The 18,190-nt window shown below is 31.3% G+C and carries 16 protein-coding genes and 1 tRNA gene; 9 read left to right on the forward strand and 8 right to left on the reverse strand.

Translation table 11 applies throughout. The features are described from left to right. Positions 1-33: 33 nt before the first annotated feature. From ACFS5M_RS04340 to ACFS5M_RS04365, 6 genes are all read left to right on the forward strand, one after another. Positions 34-642 (forward strand): DUF4230 domain-containing protein, encoded by a 609-nt coding sequence (locus ACFS5M_RS04340; RefSeq protein WP_183486177.1) that lies wholly within the window; start codon positions 34-36, stop codon positions 640-642. After that, a complete protein-coding gene (locus ACFS5M_RS04345; RefSeq protein WP_183486179.1) occupies positions 639-1,001 on the forward strand; it encodes an MmcQ/YjbR family DNA-binding protein in 363 nt (120 codons plus the stop codon). The genes ACFS5M_RS04340 and ACFS5M_RS04345 overlap by 4 nt, the downstream gene beginning before the upstream one ends. 169 nt (positions 1,002-1,170) lie before the next feature. Continuing rightward, a complete protein-coding gene (locus tag ACFS5M_RS04350) occupies positions 1,171-1,449 on the forward strand; it encodes an STAS domain-containing protein (protein WP_183486181.1) in 279 nt (92 codons plus the stop codon). A gap of 55 nt (positions 1,450-1,504) precedes the next feature. Then, entirely contained in the window at positions 1,505-1,783 is a 279-nt protein-coding gene (locus ACFS5M_RS04355) for an STAS domain-containing protein (protein WP_183486183.1), read from the forward strand. Between the two features lie 63 nt (positions 1,784-1,846). Beyond that, on the forward strand, positions 1,847-2,425 hold the full coding sequence (locus ACFS5M_RS04360; protein WP_183486185.1) for a PhnA domain-containing protein: 579 nt from the start codon (positions 1,847-1,849) through the stop codon (positions 2,423-2,425). Positions 2,426-2,525: 100 nt separating this feature from the next. Further along, positions 2,526-2,789: a DUF1272 domain-containing protein gene (locus tag ACFS5M_RS04365; RefSeq protein WP_183486187.1), complete on the forward strand. Its 264-nt coding sequence runs from the start codon at positions 2,526-2,528 to the stop codon at positions 2,787-2,789. On the opposite strand, the gene ACFS5M_RS04370 is transcribed toward ACFS5M_RS04365, so the two are convergent. The 6 genes from ACFS5M_RS04370 to ACFS5M_RS04395 all read right to left on the reverse strand — a co-directional run bounded on the left by ACFS5M_RS04370 (position 2,784) and on the right by ACFS5M_RS04395 (position 9,451). Beyond that, on the reverse strand, positions 2,784-3,884 hold the full coding sequence (locus tag ACFS5M_RS04370) for a DUF4407 domain-containing protein (RefSeq protein WP_183486189.1): 1,101 nt from the start codon (positions 3,882-3,884) through the stop codon (positions 2,784-2,786). The two genes, ACFS5M_RS04365 and ACFS5M_RS04370, sit on opposite strands and share 6 nt — an antisense overlap. A 117-nt stretch (positions 3,885-4,001) precedes the next feature. Then, positions 4,002-4,142, reverse strand: coding sequence for a hypothetical protein (locus tag ACFS5M_RS04375; protein WP_183486191.1), 141 nt, complete (start codon positions 4,140-4,142; stop codon positions 4,002-4,004). A gap of 55 nt (positions 4,143-4,197) precedes the next feature. Beyond that, the gene (locus ACFS5M_RS04380) at positions 4,198-6,363 is read right to left on the reverse strand and encodes a M56 family metallopeptidase (RefSeq protein ID WP_183486193.1); all 2,166 of its coding nucleotides are present in this window, start codon (positions 6,361-6,363) and stop codon (positions 4,198-4,200) included. 2 nt (positions 6,364-6,365) lie between these two features. Further along, positions 6,366-6,731 carry a BlaI/MecI/CopY family transcriptional regulator gene (locus tag ACFS5M_RS04385; RefSeq protein WP_183486195.1) on the reverse strand — a complete coding sequence of 122 codons (366 nt, stop codon included), beginning with the start codon at positions 6,729-6,731 and terminating at the stop codon, positions 6,366-6,368. A 71-nt stretch (positions 6,732-6,802) separates the two neighbouring features. Beyond that, positions 6,803-8,047: a DoxX family protein gene (locus ACFS5M_RS04390; RefSeq protein ID WP_183486197.1), complete on the reverse strand. Its 1,245-nt coding sequence runs from the start codon at positions 8,045-8,047 to the stop codon at positions 6,803-6,805. A 15-nt stretch (positions 8,048-8,062) separates the two neighbouring features. After that, a complete protein-coding gene (locus ACFS5M_RS04395) occupies positions 8,063-9,451 on the reverse strand; it encodes a dipeptidase (RefSeq protein WP_183486199.1) in 1,389 nt (462 codons plus the stop codon). Positions 9,452-9,566: 115 nt separating this feature from the next. Between ACFS5M_RS04395 and ACFS5M_RS04400 the strand changes: the two genes are divergently transcribed. Further along, positions 9,567-9,648: transfer RNA gene (locus ACFS5M_RS04400), tRNA-Leu, on the forward strand. A 127-nt stretch (positions 9,649-9,775) separates the two neighbouring features. Continuing rightward, on the forward strand, positions 9,776-12,148 hold the full coding sequence (locus ACFS5M_RS04405) for a GAF domain-containing protein (protein ID WP_183486201.1): 2,373 nt from the start codon (positions 9,776-9,778) through the stop codon (positions 12,146-12,148). Here ACFS5M_RS04405 and ACFS5M_RS04410 read toward each other — a convergent pair. Next, positions 12,145-13,359 carry a Pycsar system effector family protein gene (locus ACFS5M_RS04410; protein ID WP_183486203.1) on the reverse strand — a complete coding sequence of 405 codons (1,215 nt, stop codon included), beginning with the start codon at positions 13,357-13,359 and terminating at the stop codon, positions 12,145-12,147. The genes ACFS5M_RS04405 and ACFS5M_RS04410 overlap by 4 nt on opposite strands. Positions 13,360-13,530: 171 nt before the next feature. Here ACFS5M_RS04410 and ACFS5M_RS04415 point away from each other — a divergent pair, with 171 nt between their 5' ends. Further along, positions 13,531-17,223 (forward strand): metallophosphoesterase, encoded by a 3,693-nt coding sequence (locus ACFS5M_RS04415; protein WP_379897995.1) that lies wholly within the window; start codon positions 13,531-13,533, stop codon positions 17,221-17,223. Here the strand turns inward: ACFS5M_RS04415 and ACFS5M_RS04420 are convergent. Then, positions 17,220-18,020 (reverse strand): hypothetical protein, encoded by an 801-nt coding sequence (locus tag ACFS5M_RS04420; RefSeq protein ID WP_183486207.1) that lies wholly within the window; start codon positions 18,018-18,020, stop codon positions 17,220-17,222. The two genes, ACFS5M_RS04415 and ACFS5M_RS04420, sit on opposite strands and share 4 nt — an antisense overlap. Positions 18,021-18,190: the final 170 nt, after the last annotated feature.

An 18,190-nucleotide genomic window follows, 5' to 3' on the forward strand; every position in this document is an offset into this window, starting at 1 on the left:
ATTGATAATATAAGTTCAAAGAATTAAATTGATATGGAAGCATTTTTAGGAATTATTATTGGTGTTTTAGCAAGTTTAGGCGTTGTGACTTATTTTAAATCACGTCATAAAAAACAGCTTGTAAATTCACAATCATTATTGCTTTTAGATAAAATAAAAACGGTTTGTAAGTTCATCACTGTAGAAGGTGATTTTGCTGAAATATACCACTATGAAGACGTTAAAGAACGCTTCTTAAAGTTGGTGTCAAGTAAAAAGAAAGCGCTAGTTGTTATTAATGCGAAAGCACATGTTGGTTATGATTTGAGTAAAATTCAACTACAAGCAGATAAGGAAAATAAGAAAATTATTCTTGAACATTTTCCACAACCTGAAGTTTTAACTGTAGAAACCAACTTAAATTATTACGATAAAAAAGATGGTTATTTTAATAAGTTTGATGCTTCAGATTTAACAGAGTTGCATGTAGAAGCGAAGCAACATATCATTGATAAAGTTCCAGAAAGCGGTTTAATACAAGTAGCGCAGAAAGAAGCTCTAGACACCATTTTACTTATGGAAAACATTGTAGAAACGATTGGCTGGAAGTTAGATTATTCTGCTTTAAAATTAGAAGACAAAGCCTCTAAATTACTTAAATGAACATAGAACAACTTCGCGAGTATTGCCTGAGTAAAAAAGGAGTTACTGAAGATTTCCCTTTTGACGAAACCACATTAGTCTTTAAAGTGCTTGGTAAAATGTTTGTATTAACATCATTAACAGGTTGGGAAGCAGGTACAGCATCTGTAAATTTAAAATGTGACCCAGATTATGCACAAGAACTTCGCGCGGAATACGAAAGTATAGAGCCAGGCTTTCACATGAGTAAAAAACACTGGAATACCATTAGATTATACAAATTAGAATGCCCTCCAAAATTTATTTTCGAACTCATCGATCATTCTTATGAAATGGTAATCAGTGGTTTACCAAAAAAAATGAGAGCCACTTTAAATTAGCAATCGATTTTATCGAAGATTTCTAACCCTTCATCTGAAAGTTTTTAAAAGTCCTTTTTTTCAACAATTTTAATAGTCATTCATCGTAATTTTGAGGTGGATTGAAAAATAATATTGATATTTACATTGATTAATAGCGCTATTTACTTAATATATAATTTTTAAAACTATGGCACTAGAAATCTCTAACTTCAATGAAGCGTTTGAAATTAAAGGAACCCTTAATGAATCAAACGTCAAAAAATTTCAATCGCATTTTAAAGATATTTTTAATACCACGAATCAACTGGTTATTAATATAGACCAATTAGAAAGTGTTGATCAAGTAGGTGTTTTAGCTTTCGAGGAGCTATATAAACAGTCTTTAATAAAACACAAACGCTTTTATATTACTGGACTAGGTAGTAGAGATATGTTTGAACATTTAAGAACTATTGATGCCGCTTAGCTCTATAAAAGAATAGTCGTTCCAAATTTATTTTATTAATTAAAAACAATAACCTATGACCCTAACAATTACAAATAATAACAACGTTTACAAAGTAAAAGGCCAATTAGTCAAATTTAATATTCGTGCTTTTCAAAATGAATTAAAAAATATTTTTGAAGAAGCAGATCATATTATTTTAAACTTAAGAGACTTAATTAATATTGATAGTCATGGCATAAATGCTATAGCAAAGCTACATAATGAAGCGCTTTCAAAAAAGAAAAAACTTGCCATCATTGGTTTTGGTAATAATGAGTTGGTTCATCACTTTAAAACCAATAAAGTCGCTTAAACTTTTTCTTCTTGTTGCACTGCAATAATAAATGTACTTTTACACTTCAAAAAATACATTTACATGAGTCTAGAAAGAGAACTGCAAAAGCGTAGTAACTCGCAATGCGAATTATGTTCAAGTCCAGAACATCTTAAAGTTTATCAAGTCCTTCCAACTCAAAAAGGAGGGTTAGACGAAAGTCTTATGGCATGTTCTACATGCATCAACCAAATTGAAAACCCAGAAACCACAGATGCTAATCATTGGCGTTGTTTAAATGATAGTATGTGGAGTGAGCATAAAGCCGTTCAGGTAGTCGCTTGGAGGATGCTTTCACGCTTACGTGCAGAAGGTTGGCCACAAGATCTATTAGATATGATGTATTTAGACGAAGAGACAATAGAATGGGCAAAAGCAACTGGAGAAGGCGAAGACGAAGCAGATCAAGTTGTACATCGTGATGTTAATGGTGTTGTTCTTGAAACTGGAGATTCTGTAGTACTTATCAAAGATCTTAAAGTTAAGGGCTCTAGTATGGTTGCCAAGCAAGGTACAGCGGTTAGAAATATTCGATTAGATCGTGAAAATGAAAATTATATCGAAGGTAAAGTGGGCCCAACACAAATTGTTATTATTACAGAATATGTAAAGAAAATTTAATTTTTTGGGCGTTACCTAAAGGTCAGGCTTTCGGGACTCGCTTTTTTTAAGAAAAATAAAAAAGAGCTCAAACAGATACCTCAATCCTTAACGCAAACACATGCTAGAAATAAGACCAACGTGCGAACATTGCAATAAAGTACTGCCTAACGATTCCCAGGAAGCTGTAATTTGTACCTTTGAATGTACCTATTGTAAAACTTGTGCAGAATCAGTTTTTAAAAATGTCTGTCCTAATTGTGGAGGTAACTTTTCGCCAAGACCTATTCGTCCGAATCACTTATTAGAAAAATATCCTGTATCTACAAAAGTGATTTACAACCCAAAAGACATCAAATCACATTTAAAAAAATATAATTTATAAAATCTTTGTTTGTTTATTGTAGAAGGCTTCTTGCTGCTTTTTCATTAGTTCTTGAGCCATTTTCTTTTTGTAGGTGTACAGTTCTTCTTCTTGAGCAAGGTCTTTATATACTTTGTCATTTAAAAGATGGTCAGCTTCAAGTAAAGTCTTTTCTTGGTAGACTTGTTGTGTAGTCCACGTTTTAACCTTGTGCTCTTCATTTTCAAATTTAAAATCGTACTCACCTTTAGGCGACAACAACTTCGCAATTATAGGCGACGTTTCAATAGCTAAAAAGAGTAAAAAAATAAATAAACTTGGCAACCAAGGCAATTCATTTAACGCATTTACACGCGCCATTAAACCATCAAAACCATCAATAATGGGTTGAGTTGTAGAGACCTGAGTATCGTAATCTGTTTTAAGTTGAAGAATTTGAGCTTCAGTAGCGGCTATTTTTTCTTTGTTTTCAATTTTAAGTTGTTGTAATTCTGCTAAAGCGGCATCATGCTTGTCGCGTTTTTCTTTATAGACAGGGCCTTTGCCTAGTAGTTTTGTGCCAGCAGTACCTTCAGCTTCATTAATGTATATATCATACAAAGCATTAACTTCTGCCTCTTTGGTATCAATACTGTTTTGTAAGGTAGTAATACTGTTTTGTAATGCGATTATACTTGGTGTAAACTGTTGAGCAATTTGATCTTTATTAGCTAGCGTAAGTTCATTTTTCTGTTCTAAAAGGACTTGATTAATTTCTTTCTCAAAAATCTTTAATTCTAAAGGTTTAGAAATCACAATGGCAATAATAATGGCTAATACAATTCGAGGAGAAGCTTGAATAAGTTCATCAAAAAAATGATCACGGTTTTTGATTGTTGAAACTATAAAACGATCGAGATTAAAAATGAGTAAACCCCAAATGAGTCCAAAAAACACAGCAGCATAAAGATTGTCAAAGACAGTATATAATGCATAACTAGAAGCTATAAAAGCCATTACAGCAGTAAAGAATACAGTAGCTCCTATACCTGCATATTTGTTTTGTTCGCCATTTGAGCAACTATTAATAATAGAAATGTCAGCTCCAGAGCAGATGATAAAGAATTGTTTAAGCATAACGTTTGATTTTTGATTGATTGACTATTAGAACGTAAAAGTTTAGGATTTGTTACAAAAAAAGCCTCGATTAACGAGGCTTTAACTTTTAGTAGAATAGGAAAGGCGGTCTTTAGACTAAGACTTTCTTATAATGACAACATTACTTGCAGTAGAAGATGTAACATCAGCATCTCTATGCTTTCTTACCTGTTTTAAAGCGTCTTCAAACGAGATTTTTTTATCCTCTAAATAAAAAGTTGTACCATGTCTATTCATGAATTTAATATGGCTTTTTATATTTACAGCTGTTGGTTTAGGAACGTCTTGTTTATTAATTTTTTATAGGCTCTGTTGATAAGTGTACTGTAGGATTTTTACCATTAGAGTTTTTTGAAGAAATATTAATATTATTATTTTCTTTTAAAAGTTTAATCGCTTCATCCGATGAGATTTTTTTTCCTTCATAGAAGAAAGTAGCTCCTTTCTTAGTCATATCGATAACATGGTCTAATGGTGATTTCGGCGGCGGCGGTGGAGGAGGTAATTCTGCTTTTCTCTTTTCCATTAATAATCGTCGCTCTTGCACAACTTGTTCTCTCTCTTGTTTACGTGCAATCATTTTAGCCTCTCTTTCTGCCATTTCGGCTTCCCTTTTGACCATCTTTGATTCTTTATCAACCATACGTCGTTCATGTTCTTTTTCAGCCAACTCCCTTTTTTTCATCTCCGAAGCTCTTCTTGCCATCAAATGTTCTCTCATCTCCACTTTTTTAGAATATTCAATTCGTGCTGCTTCATACCTCTTTTTTTGTTCTGGAGTAGCATTTGCAGGAATGGGTGGAGGTGGCGGAGGTAATCGTTTACTAACCTCACCATTTTTTATTTCATATTTCCTATTATATTCTTCATGAATCTTTTGGTATTTTACTTTTTGCTCAGCTGTTGCATTTGCTGGAATTGGAGGAGGTGGTGGAGGAATATTAGATTCTTCGCCTTTTATTACCTTTCCATATTTCTTTTCATCTCGTTTATTAACAAGACTAATCAATATTGGAGATAGTTTTTGTTTGTCAATTTTTATATCAAAAATTTGAATAATTTCTCCATGTTTTGATTCATATAAAAATTTGATGGCTTCATCATTTAATTTGTTGCCTTTAATGGTGAGTGTTGGTTTTTTAGGAAACTTTACCTTAAAGCTTTTAATATCATCATGTGTTGTTGTTGCAACTTTAGCGTTTATTATAAAAGTTCTATCTGCATGAATAGGCTCGCCTTTAAAAACAGAGTTGCCAAACATAGGAAGTGTTTCTTGGCGTTCCGCATTCTTTTGTTCAATATCTGTTTTATTGTCTTTTATATAAAGAACACTGTCTAATATAATATTTTCAAGATTAGGTTTTAAAGCATCTCCTATTTTCTCTAATAATTTATAATCAATATGTTCATCATCAGAATTAACTTTTAAATTAGATTTTTCACCATTTGTGAGGTTGAAAAAATCTTCGTTTAAGGATTCTAAACTAGTTTCTTTTCCATTCAGTGTAAGGCTAAATGGATTTTGCTTTAAATCCAATATTGGAATATCAGTTTGATGGTTGTCATTAGTGATAACCACTTTTGAAGCCAATTCTTTTTCTACTTTCTTAGTAGTGCTAAAACCAAAAATAAGGATGGCTAAAAGTGGCAATAATAAGAGGCTACGTAGCCATAAGCTTTGTTTAGATGTTTTTGTTTTCATAACTGTGAATCGTTTTTTGATTAATGAATAATTAATGGCATTAGCCAATTGATTGATAGAAGAATTTGATGAGAATTCTAATAGTAATTCTTGATAATTGGCAGTATTTATGCCTTGGTTAATCACTGCTTGATCTGCTAAAAATTCGTGATTGAGTTTAATGTCTTTTTTAAGAATGTATATTAAAGGGTTAAACCAAAATGCGATTTGAAGCACTTCAATAAACAAGACATCTAAACTATGTTTTTGTTTAGCATGTGTTTGCTCATGAAGCAAAACTTCACTCGGAATTTCTTTGTTTTCAAATTTGTTTTTATTTAAAAATATATAGTTGAAAAAGGTATGAGGAATTACCAAATCTTTAAGTAACACACCAATAAAATTAGAGGTTTTAAGTTTCGGGTTCTTTTTTATTTTTAAATAAGTTTGAGTAAGATTATAGCCAAACCTAATGCTAAATAATACAACGCCCAATCCATAAAGACTCCATAATACTATTGATAGATAATTTATTGGTACTTCTTGTAACTCTGTAACGTCATTTGTCAAATAAGTGGTTGCATTAAAATCATTTAAAATGAATTGTGGTTCTATATATTCAATAAAGGTTATTAAAGGAATTCCAATGGAAACTAAAACAACACTCAATAAGTAAAAACGCTTAAACTGATGGTTACTAGTACGCTCTAAAAACACTTTGTAAAAAGCGATTAGCGCTAATAAACATGCACTAGATTTTAAAAGTAATACCTCCATGACTATTTGTTTTTTAGTTCTTGGTCTATAATGGATCTTAAATCTTCTAATTCTTTTTTTGAAAGATTAGTTTCTTTAGTGAAAAATGAAGCAAATTGAGAACTACTATCGTTAAAGAAATTCTTAATTAATCCGTTAACGTGTTTAGAGAAATAATCTTTTTTCTTCACCAAAGGAAAATATTCACGCGAATTCCCATAACGTTTATAATCTATGAATTGTTTATCTGTCATACGCTTTAATAACGTGGCAACAGTAGTTGTTGCTGGCTTAGGTTCTGGATAAGCTTCTAATAAATCTTTCATAAACGCTTTTTCTAGCTTCCAGAGATAATTCATTAATTCTTCTTCAGATTTTGATAGTTGCATTTTCTACAATTTTAGAATGTTCTCTACAAATGTAGAATAAATATTTTAATTCTACAAACGTAGAGTAAAAATTATCTATTATATGGATATTCGTTTATCCAATTAAACCCACGATGGTTTAATCTAAAATCATTAAGGTCTTTCTTAGAAAAGAGTATATGTAAGGTGTCGTCTTCAATTTTCCCGTCGAATTCAAGAAAATAAGGGTTAGGTTTTTGGTATTTAAAATTAAAGCTATCTAGTAACTCTTCTTCTTTTTCATGCATTCTAATTTGACGCGTTAGAGTGTCTATACTAAACTTATAATGTTTGTTAGAATCGTCCATGGTTTTGACAGTAACTCTATCTTTAAAATCAATAATGAGGTATCTCCAGCGGTCATGGTTGGTGGTTAGAGGAGGTAGTGTATCATCATTTTTTATAAAGAGAGCAACTTCCCATATACCATAAAGCAAAGGTTTTTCTTTTTGGAAACGTCTTCGGGAAGAAAATAAGGTAAACAATCCTATGAATGCAATTAAAAAGATAACCTTAATTCCATTAACAATTTTTTTGTCGTCTTTATCTAAATAAAAGGGCCTATAATGTTTAACCTTAGGAGCTGTTTTGTTTTTTATAAAGATGTAAATGAATCTTTTAATATCAGTTAAGAAAATAATACTGGCAAATACTATAAAATGAAATGAAAAGAGTTTTACAGGAATGTCATAACTCAGATTCATAATAAACACGTTAAGCATAACTCCAATAGTTATAAAAGCACCTAAGGTTTTAGTGCGCTTACTTATTAAAAGTACACCTCCAATAACTTCAGCTAAGCCTGTAAAAATATTATACAGATTAGAATACCCCATAAAAGTCCAAGCTAGTCCCATAGGAGACATATCTCCTACAGGTTGTAATAGTCTTGTTAGGTGAGGATAAGGGAATTGCGATTTAAAAACTTTGGCAAAGCCATAGCTTAGCATAAAGAAAATAAGGAATATCCGAATTCCTAGTCTTAACCAATAAAATAAAGCATTATATGAGGGTCTTTTTCTATCTAAAATAGACCATATTATGGTAGTTATTACTGAAATACTAAGTATAAATAAAACGAGTATATATTGATAGGTTGTATCTCCACTTCCATTACCAACAGAACTAAACGTATATTTTAATTGAATAATATCACTTCCAATCCACTGAATGATAGGGCTCCAAATTGCAGGAGCAAAAACTGAAAACATATAAATGCTACAGTAAGTAAAAATAAACCTGAAACTTATTTTATTAAGAGGGCTCCAAAGTTCTTTTCCTTCTCTAGTGAAAATCATGTAAAGGATGCAAAATTATTGAGATAGCTCAGTAAAATATTTATAAAATAAAGGAATCGTTTCTATTCCTTTAAAATAATTCCAAACTCCAAAGTGCTCATTAGGAGAGTGTATAGCATCACTATCAAGCCCAAATCCCATAAGAATTGTTTTGCTTTTTAATTCTTGCTCAAATAAAGAAACAATAGGAATACTACCACCACTGCGTTGTGGAATAGGTGTTTTACCAAAAGTATCAGAATAGGCTTTGCTTGCAGCTTGATAACCAATGCTATCAATAGGTGTTACATAACCTTGTCCGCCATGATGCGGTGTTACTTTTACAGTCACGCCTTTAGGAGCAATACTTTCAAAATAATTTTTAAACAGCTCGGTAATTTCTATCCAATCTTGATGAGGTACCAAGCGCATAGAAATTTTAGCAAAAGCTTGGCTGGCAATAACCGTTTTTGCACCTTCACCAGTATAGCCTCCCCAAATGCCATTAACATCTAGAGTTGGTCTTATGGAGTTGCGTTCGTTGGTGGTATATCCAGCTTCACCATAAACAGCTTCAATATCGAGTGCTTTTTTATAATGTTCTAAAGAAAAAGGTGCTTTGGCCATTTCAGCTCTCTCTTCTTTGGAAAGTTCTTCTACTTTATCATAAAAACCAGGAATAGTGATGTGATTATTTTCATCATGTAAAGAGGCTATCATTTTGGTTAATATATTAATAGGATTCGCTACAGCACCACCATATAAACCAGAATGTAAATCACGATTCGGACCAGTAACTTCTACTTCTACATAACTTAAACCGCGAAGCCCTGTTGTTATCGATGGAGTGTCTTTAGCAATCATTCCTGTGTCAGAAATAAGAATCACATCGTTGCTTAGTTTGTCTTGATTTTCTTTAACAAAATCAGCAAGACTTGCACTACCAACTTCTTCCTCGCCTTCTATCATAAACTTAACATTGCAAGGAAGTTGATTAGTTGCCGTCATAAACTCCATTGCCTTTACATGCATAAACATTTGCCCTTTATCATCACAAGCACCACGAGCAAAAATTGCGCCTTCTGGATGTAGTTCAGTGTTTTTTATAACAGGTTCGAAAGGAGGTGAATCCCATAAATCTAAAGGGTCTGGTGGCTGCACATCATAATGTCCATACACTAAAACAGTTGGTAGGTTTTTATCTATAATTTTTTCACCATATACAATTGGGTAGCCTTTTGTTTGGCAAATTTCTACAGTATTACAACCCGCTTTTTCAAGGCTGTTTTTAATTTCCTCTGCAGTTTTTAGGACTTCAGATTCATAAGCTGAGTCAGCACTAATCGATGGAATTTTTAAGAGTTCAAGAAGCTCGTTTAAGAAGCGATCTTTATGTTGATTTACGTATGCTTGAATGTTTTTCATGTATAAATTTTGATTTATGTAAAAGTACAAAAATGAAAATTATTTTCTTTAAATGGATGTTATGAATATTGAAACTATTGTTTATATTTGCAGTCCGAAATTATCGGAATAAGTTGCAGGCGTGGTGGAATTGGTAGACACGCTAGACTTAGGATCTAGTGCCGCGAGGTGTGAGAGTTCGAGTCTCTCCGCCTGTACAAAGTAAAAAGCTTCTTGGAAACAAGAAGCTTTTCTTTTTTAAGACACTTTGTATGTTATATTATTACTCCCTGTACGACTAATCATTATAATTCGTATTTTTATATTTCCAATAAGGCATCAATAATGAAAAGTTTAAATCTATCTGAATCCCCAATGTTACTTAAGATTAGCTTTAATAAGCTATTAGAGCAGTATGAGGACTTAGCAAATCATTCAGATGAATTTATTTCTAAAAAGGCAAAACGTGTTTTAAATACTGCTGCAGCTTATCCTGAATTACGTGAAGGGTTTACAGATTATTCTTTATTGCATAAATATAAAGATGAAATTCAGATTATTTTACAAGACTCTTTTAGCCCTGTTTTAACTAATAATGAAATTAAAACAGCATCTGTACCTTTTGAAAATGTGATTTTTAATTCTTCAGAACGCTTTAAAAATATAGTAAAAACGGCAGGAAAAGACTTTGAATTAACCATCAAGAATATGCCAAAAGATGACAAGTATATTATTGCTTGTACCATCATTCTTAATTTTTGTTATGGATATACTTTAAATTTTAAACGCCCTTTTTATTACGAAATTCCTGATGCTAATGGTATTATGCGTTATTATAAAATATTATATAATGCAGATTTTACTGAAATTATTCCTCATAAAAATGCGCCAAAAATAACCAGAAAAGATTACGATGAGTTATTAGATAATTTTGAGAATATTGCTCTTTGGAAAGAAAAGTTTCCTCCAGAGAGTTACACTTTTAAAGGTTTTGTGATTTCAAATATTTTTGATGTTACTGATGACCAATCGATTTCTAATATTAAATCAACATTAATAGGTGAAGATAAAAGAAAAGATGAAGGTTTTATGGAAGACTTTTATGACATTTTTCGTTCACTTTTAGGACTTAAAGACATTAAAGTTGGCTTTTCTATTTACAATAAAGAAGAAGATAATTTTGAACGTGTATATGGTGAAGGCATGAATAGTTTTTTACTGAACAACAAAGAAGTTTCTAATTGTGCGGATGCTTTATGTAACTGGTCATATAACCGATTATTGATAGAGAAAAAATATTTTTCTGTGTCTCACGTTGAGCGTATGTTTGAGAAATCTAAAGGACAAGCGCCACATATTAAAGTTTTACACGAGCAAGGCATACAAAGTGCTATTTTTGCGCCAATTGCAAATGATGAAGGCGTTATGGGAATTCTTGAAATAGTTTCAGAAAAACCTTATATTCTTAATAGTATAAATGCACAAAAGCTTGAAGATATTATGCCTTATATTGTTTCGGCAGTAGAGCGTTCTAAAAATGAAGAAGAACATTTAATTGAAGCAATTATTCAGCAAGAATGTACCTCTATTCATCCAAGTGTAAATTGGCGATTTGTAAAAGAAGCTAAAAATTTTATAAGAGCTCAAGCTGAAGGCAAAGAGCCAAGTTTTAATAAAATTGCATTCGATAATATATATCCTTTATACGGACAAATAGATATTAAAGGGTCTTCAGAAGCTAGAAATTCAGCCACACAGCAAGACTTAATTTTGCAATTAAATGCAGCTAAATCTATTTTAGAAAAGGCATCAAAAATTGAAGAGCTTCCTATTTACGATCAGTTTATTTTTCAGATAGATGAATATTTAATTGGGTTGACAACTCATTTTCAAGTCGATAGCGAACAGCAAATCACTTCGTTTTTTAATCATGATATCGAGCCTGTTTTATCGCATCTTACTTCAGTAAAAACTTTGCAAAATGAAATTGAAAGCTATTATAAAAATATAGATGATACTGTTAAAGTGGTTTACAAACACAGAAAGCAATATGACGATACAGTAGCCTTAATTAATAAGGAAATGGCCTCGTTTTTAGACAAAAAACAGGTGAGTGCCCAAAAGATGTATCCTCATTATTTTGAGCGTTTTAAAACAGATGGCGTAGAGCATAATATGTATATAGGCGAATCTATTACAAAGGAAGAGAGTTTTAATCCTATTTACTTGTATAATTTAAGACTTTGGCAATTGCAAGTAATGTGCGAAATGGAAAATGTGTATTACCAATCACAATCTACTCTACCTATACCTTTAGATGTGGCTTCAATGATATTAGTATTTAATCAACCCTTATCTATAAGTTTTAGAATGGATGAAAAACAATTTGATGTTGATGGAACGTATAACGCTAGATATGAAATCGTTAAAAAGAGAGTAGATAAAGCATACATTAAAGGCACAAATAAGCGTATAACCGAAAAAGGTAAAATTACTATTGTTTATTCTCAAAAAGAAGATGAAAAAGAATACTTACGATATATTAAATTTTTGCAGTCTAAACATTATTTAGATGCAGATGTTGAAATCCTAGAGCTTCAGGATTTACAGGCAGTAACAGGCTTAAAGGCGATTCGAGTAAGTGTGTTATATCATAAAGATAAAAAAGACAAAACGTTTTATACATATAACGACTTAATGAAAGAATTAAAAGCTTAATTTCCTGCGAATTTAAAAGCTACAATAAACGACACAACGCTAATAATCATCCCTATCATAAAAACAGTATACGTTAATCTTAGTAAGCTGTATTTTCTATTTAGAACTAAGCCAAGGAAGTATAAATCTTTAGTAAGAGAACTGTATAAATAATCTCTGTCTTTCATCATCTCACTCATTGCCCATTCAAATTCATCTAATTTCATTTTATGGAAATTTCCAAAAAAAAGTAGGTTTACCTTTTTATCTTCAACATCTTTTTTGCTAAACTTACCTTGTGTTACATTAGGTCTTGTAGCTAAAACTGATAGTATTATTGATGCAACAGTGAATAGCATAAATATTAATGTAGGATAAATAAGATAATGATTAGAAGGGTTATCTAGTTTAGGAATTAAATTAGATAGTGCAACAGATATAATAATAGCATTTACCGAAAGTAATATGTTTGCCTTAGTATCTGCAATATCACTTAAAGTAATATGGTTTCTTAAAGCTACGCGAAACATCGTTTCTACACCTCGTTCTGGTAAATCTACTTTCTGTTTTTTTAAATGTAATTCTCTTTTCTTTTGTTCGAATTTTTTAGCCTCCTTTTCAAGTTTTTCTTTTGTTTTTAAGAGTCGAGCTATATTCTTGTCTTTAGTTTGTGACCAATTTTTTAATGCATAATCAGAATAAAAGGAATGTTTATTAGTTAAAAAGTTAATGTTACCATCTATCCATTCTAAATCACCACTTGCTTTAATTCCTATAAGTTCCCATTCTTTTCTAAGTAATTCACTTATTTCAAAATAACTTTTTTTACCAAAATGAGAATTGTCAGCATCTTTAATTATTTTTTCAAGAACATTAGTGGGTTCATATCCTAACCTTGTCGCTAGTATAATATCAGAAATTGCAGTAATCCTTTCCTTATCTATTTCGTGGGATATTAAAAAACGACTTGCTATTTTACTGCCAACAATTTCATTTTGTTCGTATTTTTCTACAAAACCAGTATCATGAAACCATGCAGCAATAATTAAGTTTTCTTTATCTGTTTCGGTTAGTTCTGTAGCTTCAGCTATTTCTATAACACTATTTACAACACGCTGTGTATGACTTAAATTATGGTATAAATATGTGTTAGGTAATTTCTCGCTAAATAAATTAGTTACATATTTTTCAGATGCGAGAACTAATGTACTCGTATGATTAGCTGGTTTCATAAAAACAAAAAAAATTAAAGTATGTTAAAGATACATTTTTTAATGGAAGAGAAATTCTTAATGTATTCAAGATTCCTTAATTTAACAGAATTATTTTTTCATTGATTAATTTCAATTTATTCTAACTAAAAAAATTGTTTATAAATGAGGCGTTTTTGTAAATCCATTTGCTTGATTTTAGCTTTATTATTGTTTAATGCCTGCGCAACATATAAAAAACAATATAATAGCGAATCACATTTAAAGACTTTTCCACAAGATCGAGACATAGTGCATTCGTTTTATTTCATTGGTGACGCAGGCAATTCTGATTTTGGAAAGCCTTCACCTGCACTTGAAGCTTTTGAAAAGGAATTAAATAACGCATCTAAAAATAGTACTGCTGTTTTTTTAGGGGATAATATATATCCTAAGGGTTTACCTAAAAAAGAGCAAGAAGGTAGAGCTTTTGCTGAAAATCAATTACAGATTCAAACCGATGTTGTGAAAGATTTTAAAGGAAACACTATTTTTATACCTGGAAATCATGATTGGTATTCCGATGGCTTAAAAGGACTTAAAAGACAAGAAAAATATATTGAAGATCGACTTGGTAAAAACACCTTCTTACCTGAAAATGGATGTCCGATTGAAAAAGTAAACATCAATGAAGAGATTGTACTCATTATTATTGACTCTCAATGGTATTTAGAAAATTGGGACAATCATCCAACTATAAATGATGATTGCCAAATAAAAACAAAAGCAAACTTTTTTGATGAATTTGAAGGACAAATTAAAAAAGCCATTGGTAAGACAACTATTGTTGCGATGCATCATCCCTTATTTAGTAATGGTCCGCATGGTGGACAATATTCAATAAAACAGCAGCTTTTTCCATTAAACAATAATATTCCTTTGCCTATTATTGGCTCATTAATAAATGTGGTTAGACGAACTGGAGGCCTTTCTAATGCAGATTTACAAAACAAAAAATATATCGAGCTCAAAAAACGTATTATTACTTTAGCTCAAGAAAATAGAAATGTGATCTTTGCTTCTGGGCATGAGCATAGTTTACAATATCTTGTAGAAGATAATATTCCTCAAATCATTAGTGGCTCTGGTTCTAAAACTTCAGAAACTAGAGCTGTTGGAACTGGGCAATTCTCTTACGGTACTCAAGGCTATGCTAGATTAGATGTGTTTAAAGATGGCTCTTCTTATGTAAGGTATTATAGTGTGAATGATAATCGTGTTGTATTTGAAATTGAAGTTATTCCTCCTCAAAAAAAAGAGGCTACACAAAATTATTCAAACGAATTTCCAGCAACCAAAAAAGCGTCTATTTATACTGAAGAGGAAACCAACAAAAGTGCTTTGTATAAAATCATTTGGGGAAAACGTTATAGAAAATATTACAACACAGACGTTGAGGCTCCAATAGTAAATTTAGATACTCTTTTTGGAGGTTTAACACCTGTAAGAAAAGGAGGTGGTCATCAATCAAATTCACTCCGACTTAAAGATAAGGAAGGAAAAGAATACGTGATGAGAGCGTTGAGAAAAAACGCGTTAAGATACATACAATCTACCGCATTCAAAGACCAATATATTGCTGGTCAGTTCGATGATACATTTACAGAAAACTTAATCCTTGACGTTTTTACAGGGTCGCATCCTTATGCGCCTTTTACAATTGGTAAAATGGCTGATGCTATAGGTGTGTTTCACACCAATCCAGTTTTGTATTATGTGCCTAAACAAAATGCATTATCGCAATTTAACGATGATTTTGGAGATGAATTATATATGATTGAAGAACGTGCGGCATCAGGACATGGTGATCAAGCTAGTTTTGGGTTTTCTAACAAAGTGATTAGCACCAATGATATGTTAGAAAAACTTCGAGAGGATGAAAGTTATATTGTAGATGAAGAAGCATACATTAGAGCTCGCTTATTTGATATGCTTATTGGCGATTGGGATAGACATGAAGATCAATGGCGTTGGGCAGAGTTTAACGAAAATGGGCGTACAGTATACAGACCAATGCCTAGGGATCGTGATCAAGCGTATTCTATTTTAGCTGATGGCGTATTACTAAATCTTTTAACTCGAATTATTCCAGGCTTAAGATTATTACATTCTTATGAAGAAAAGTTAAGAAGCCCTAAATGGTTTAATGTAGAACCTTACCCTTTAGATATGGCACTCATTAATCGCGCAAATAAAGACTTGTGGGATGCACAAGTAAAATATATTCAAACACACATAACAGATGAGGTTATAGAAGATGCTTTTAATTTTTTCCCTACAGAAGTTTATGATGAAACTATTCATGAAATTGCAGAGAAATTAAAAGGGAGAAGAGCTAAGCTTCAAAAAACATCAGACACCTATTTTAAGCATTTGCATAAATTTGCGGCTATTAAAGGTACAGACAAAGATGATTGGTTTGATATTAAACGCTTGCCAAATGGAGAAACACAAGTCATAGCATATAGAATTATAAAGGGAGAAAAAGGAAAAGTTTTTCACAATAAAACATATAATAAAAAAATCACTAAAGAAATATGGATTTATGGTTTAGATGATGAAGATACCTTTCATGTGTTTGGCGATGGAAATCATAAAATAAAGATTAGAATTATTGGAGGTCAGAATAAAGATACATACACCATTGATAATAATGAAAACATTGTAGTTTATGATTTTGAAACCAAAAAGAGTGAATTCACTACTAATATTAAAAACAAAAGACTAAAAGACGATTACGAAACTAATATATACGATCACAAAAAACTCAAAAATAGTCAAAACCAACTTATACCAAGTATTGGATACAATCCAGATGATGGATTCAAAATGGGCATAAATAATACTTATACAACCTATAGTTTTGAGCGTAACCCATATACTACTCAACATGTTCTTGGCGCAGCGTTCTACTTCGCTACAAATGGCTTTGATTTGAATTATAAAGGCGAGTTTGCTAATGTTTTAGGCGAATGGAATTTAGGCATGAAGGCCGATTATACAAGCTCCAATTACAGTATTAACTTTTTTGGATATGGAAATTCAACACTGAATCCTAATAAAGAAGATAAAAATACTTTTGATAGAAACTATAATCGTGTAAAATATAGTACAATTAAAGTGGCACCTTCATTAATTTGGTATGGCGAATTAGGCTCTCGAATTGAAGGGTCTTTAATTTATGAATCTATTGAAGTTGAAGAAACACAAGACCGTTTTATAAATACTTTTTATGTCGCTAATGGTGAGGAAAATAATAATAATTTTATAGGTGCTGAAGCTGATTATTCTTTTGTTAATTTAGATAATAAAGCCTTTCCAACCATGGGCTTACAGGCTCACCTTACTTTAGGCTATAAAACGAATTTAAAAGAAGCGAAAAGTTTTGGTTACATTATTCCCTCTTTAGCATTTAACTATAAGCTTATCCCAAACGGACAATTAGTTTTAGCGACTAAATTAAAAGGGCATGTTAATTTAGGACATGATTTTGAGTTTTATCAAGCAGCAAGCTTAGGTGCAAGTGATGGACTTAGAGGTTATAGAAATCAGCGTTTTGCAGGACAAAATGCGTTTTATCAAAATATAGATGTAAGATTAAATTTAAGAAAAGTCAAAACAAGTCTATTGCCATTAAATATTGGGATTTATGGAGGCTTCGATTATGGACGCGTTTGGATTGATGATAAATTTGTTATGGATCCAAGTTTTAATAAAAATGAATGGAATAAATCTCTTGGTGGTGGATTTTTCTTGAATGCAGCAGATTTTATGACAGCTAATCTTTCCGTATTTAATAGTGATGATGGTATTCGTTTAGCCTTTAAAATGGGGTTTGGCTTTTAGTTTAAGTCATACAGATAAATATTACTGTTTTTATTGCTTTCATCTGTAATGAGAACCTCATTTTCGTTTTTAAAACACACACCTTCCTTTTGAGAATTATGATTAAAATTATGTGATTGTATCTTTCCAGAAAAAAAATCATCAGATTCAAACTGAGACAGTTTCCATAGTTTATCATGATTTAATAGAACAACTGTTTTACCATCTTCACTAATATCAGCCGAAGTCACTTTGTTGTTTTCTCCTTTAAACTCATGTTTAGAAATGAATTCAGCAACATGGTTTCCAATCCGATTTGGAACTTTAAATAATTGACATGTTTTAGCATCTTTACTAAAGATATAAAACGCATTTTTCCATAAAAAAAACGATTCAAAATTTAAAGATTTAACAGTTACAGGTAGTTTAAAATTAATGGTCTTTGCTGTCGTTTTATTATTGGTTGTATCTAAGTTTTCTACTTTATAGATTTTAAAATATTTTCGTTTTTTATTGTTATTTCCAAAATCACCAACATATAAATTTCCTGTCGAATCCGTTGTTAAGTCCTCCCAATCTTTATTTTTTGAATTGCTAATTTGAATAGACGTCTCAATACTCCCATTAGTGTTTAGACCATAAATAATAGGTTGGTTTCCTGCGTCTTCTACAACCCAAAGTAAATCCAAATTTGAAACGGTTTCAATGGCAGAAACTTCAGTTAAACTTGGCGAAATATCGCCTATAACTTCAAGATTCCCAGATTGACACGATAATAACACGCCTAAAAATATAATGTAGTAATATATATTAATCATATTCGAATATAAAAAAGACTCAACTAATGTCGAAGTATTTCTGATTATTTTTTTACCTTTTGTAAGAAAGGATCACTTACTTTTAAAATGTAAGTTTTTTAATGTTTTTACGACTATATTTAAGTTCAAAAAGCATATTTATTAATTTAACAAAGAAAGGTGCTAGTCAT

Origin of the sequence: Lacinutrix iliipiscaria (assembly GCF_042686125.1) — a bacterium.
GTDB lineage: Bacteria > Bacteroidota > Bacteroidia > Flavobacteriales > Flavobacteriaceae > Oceanihabitans > Oceanihabitans iliipiscarium.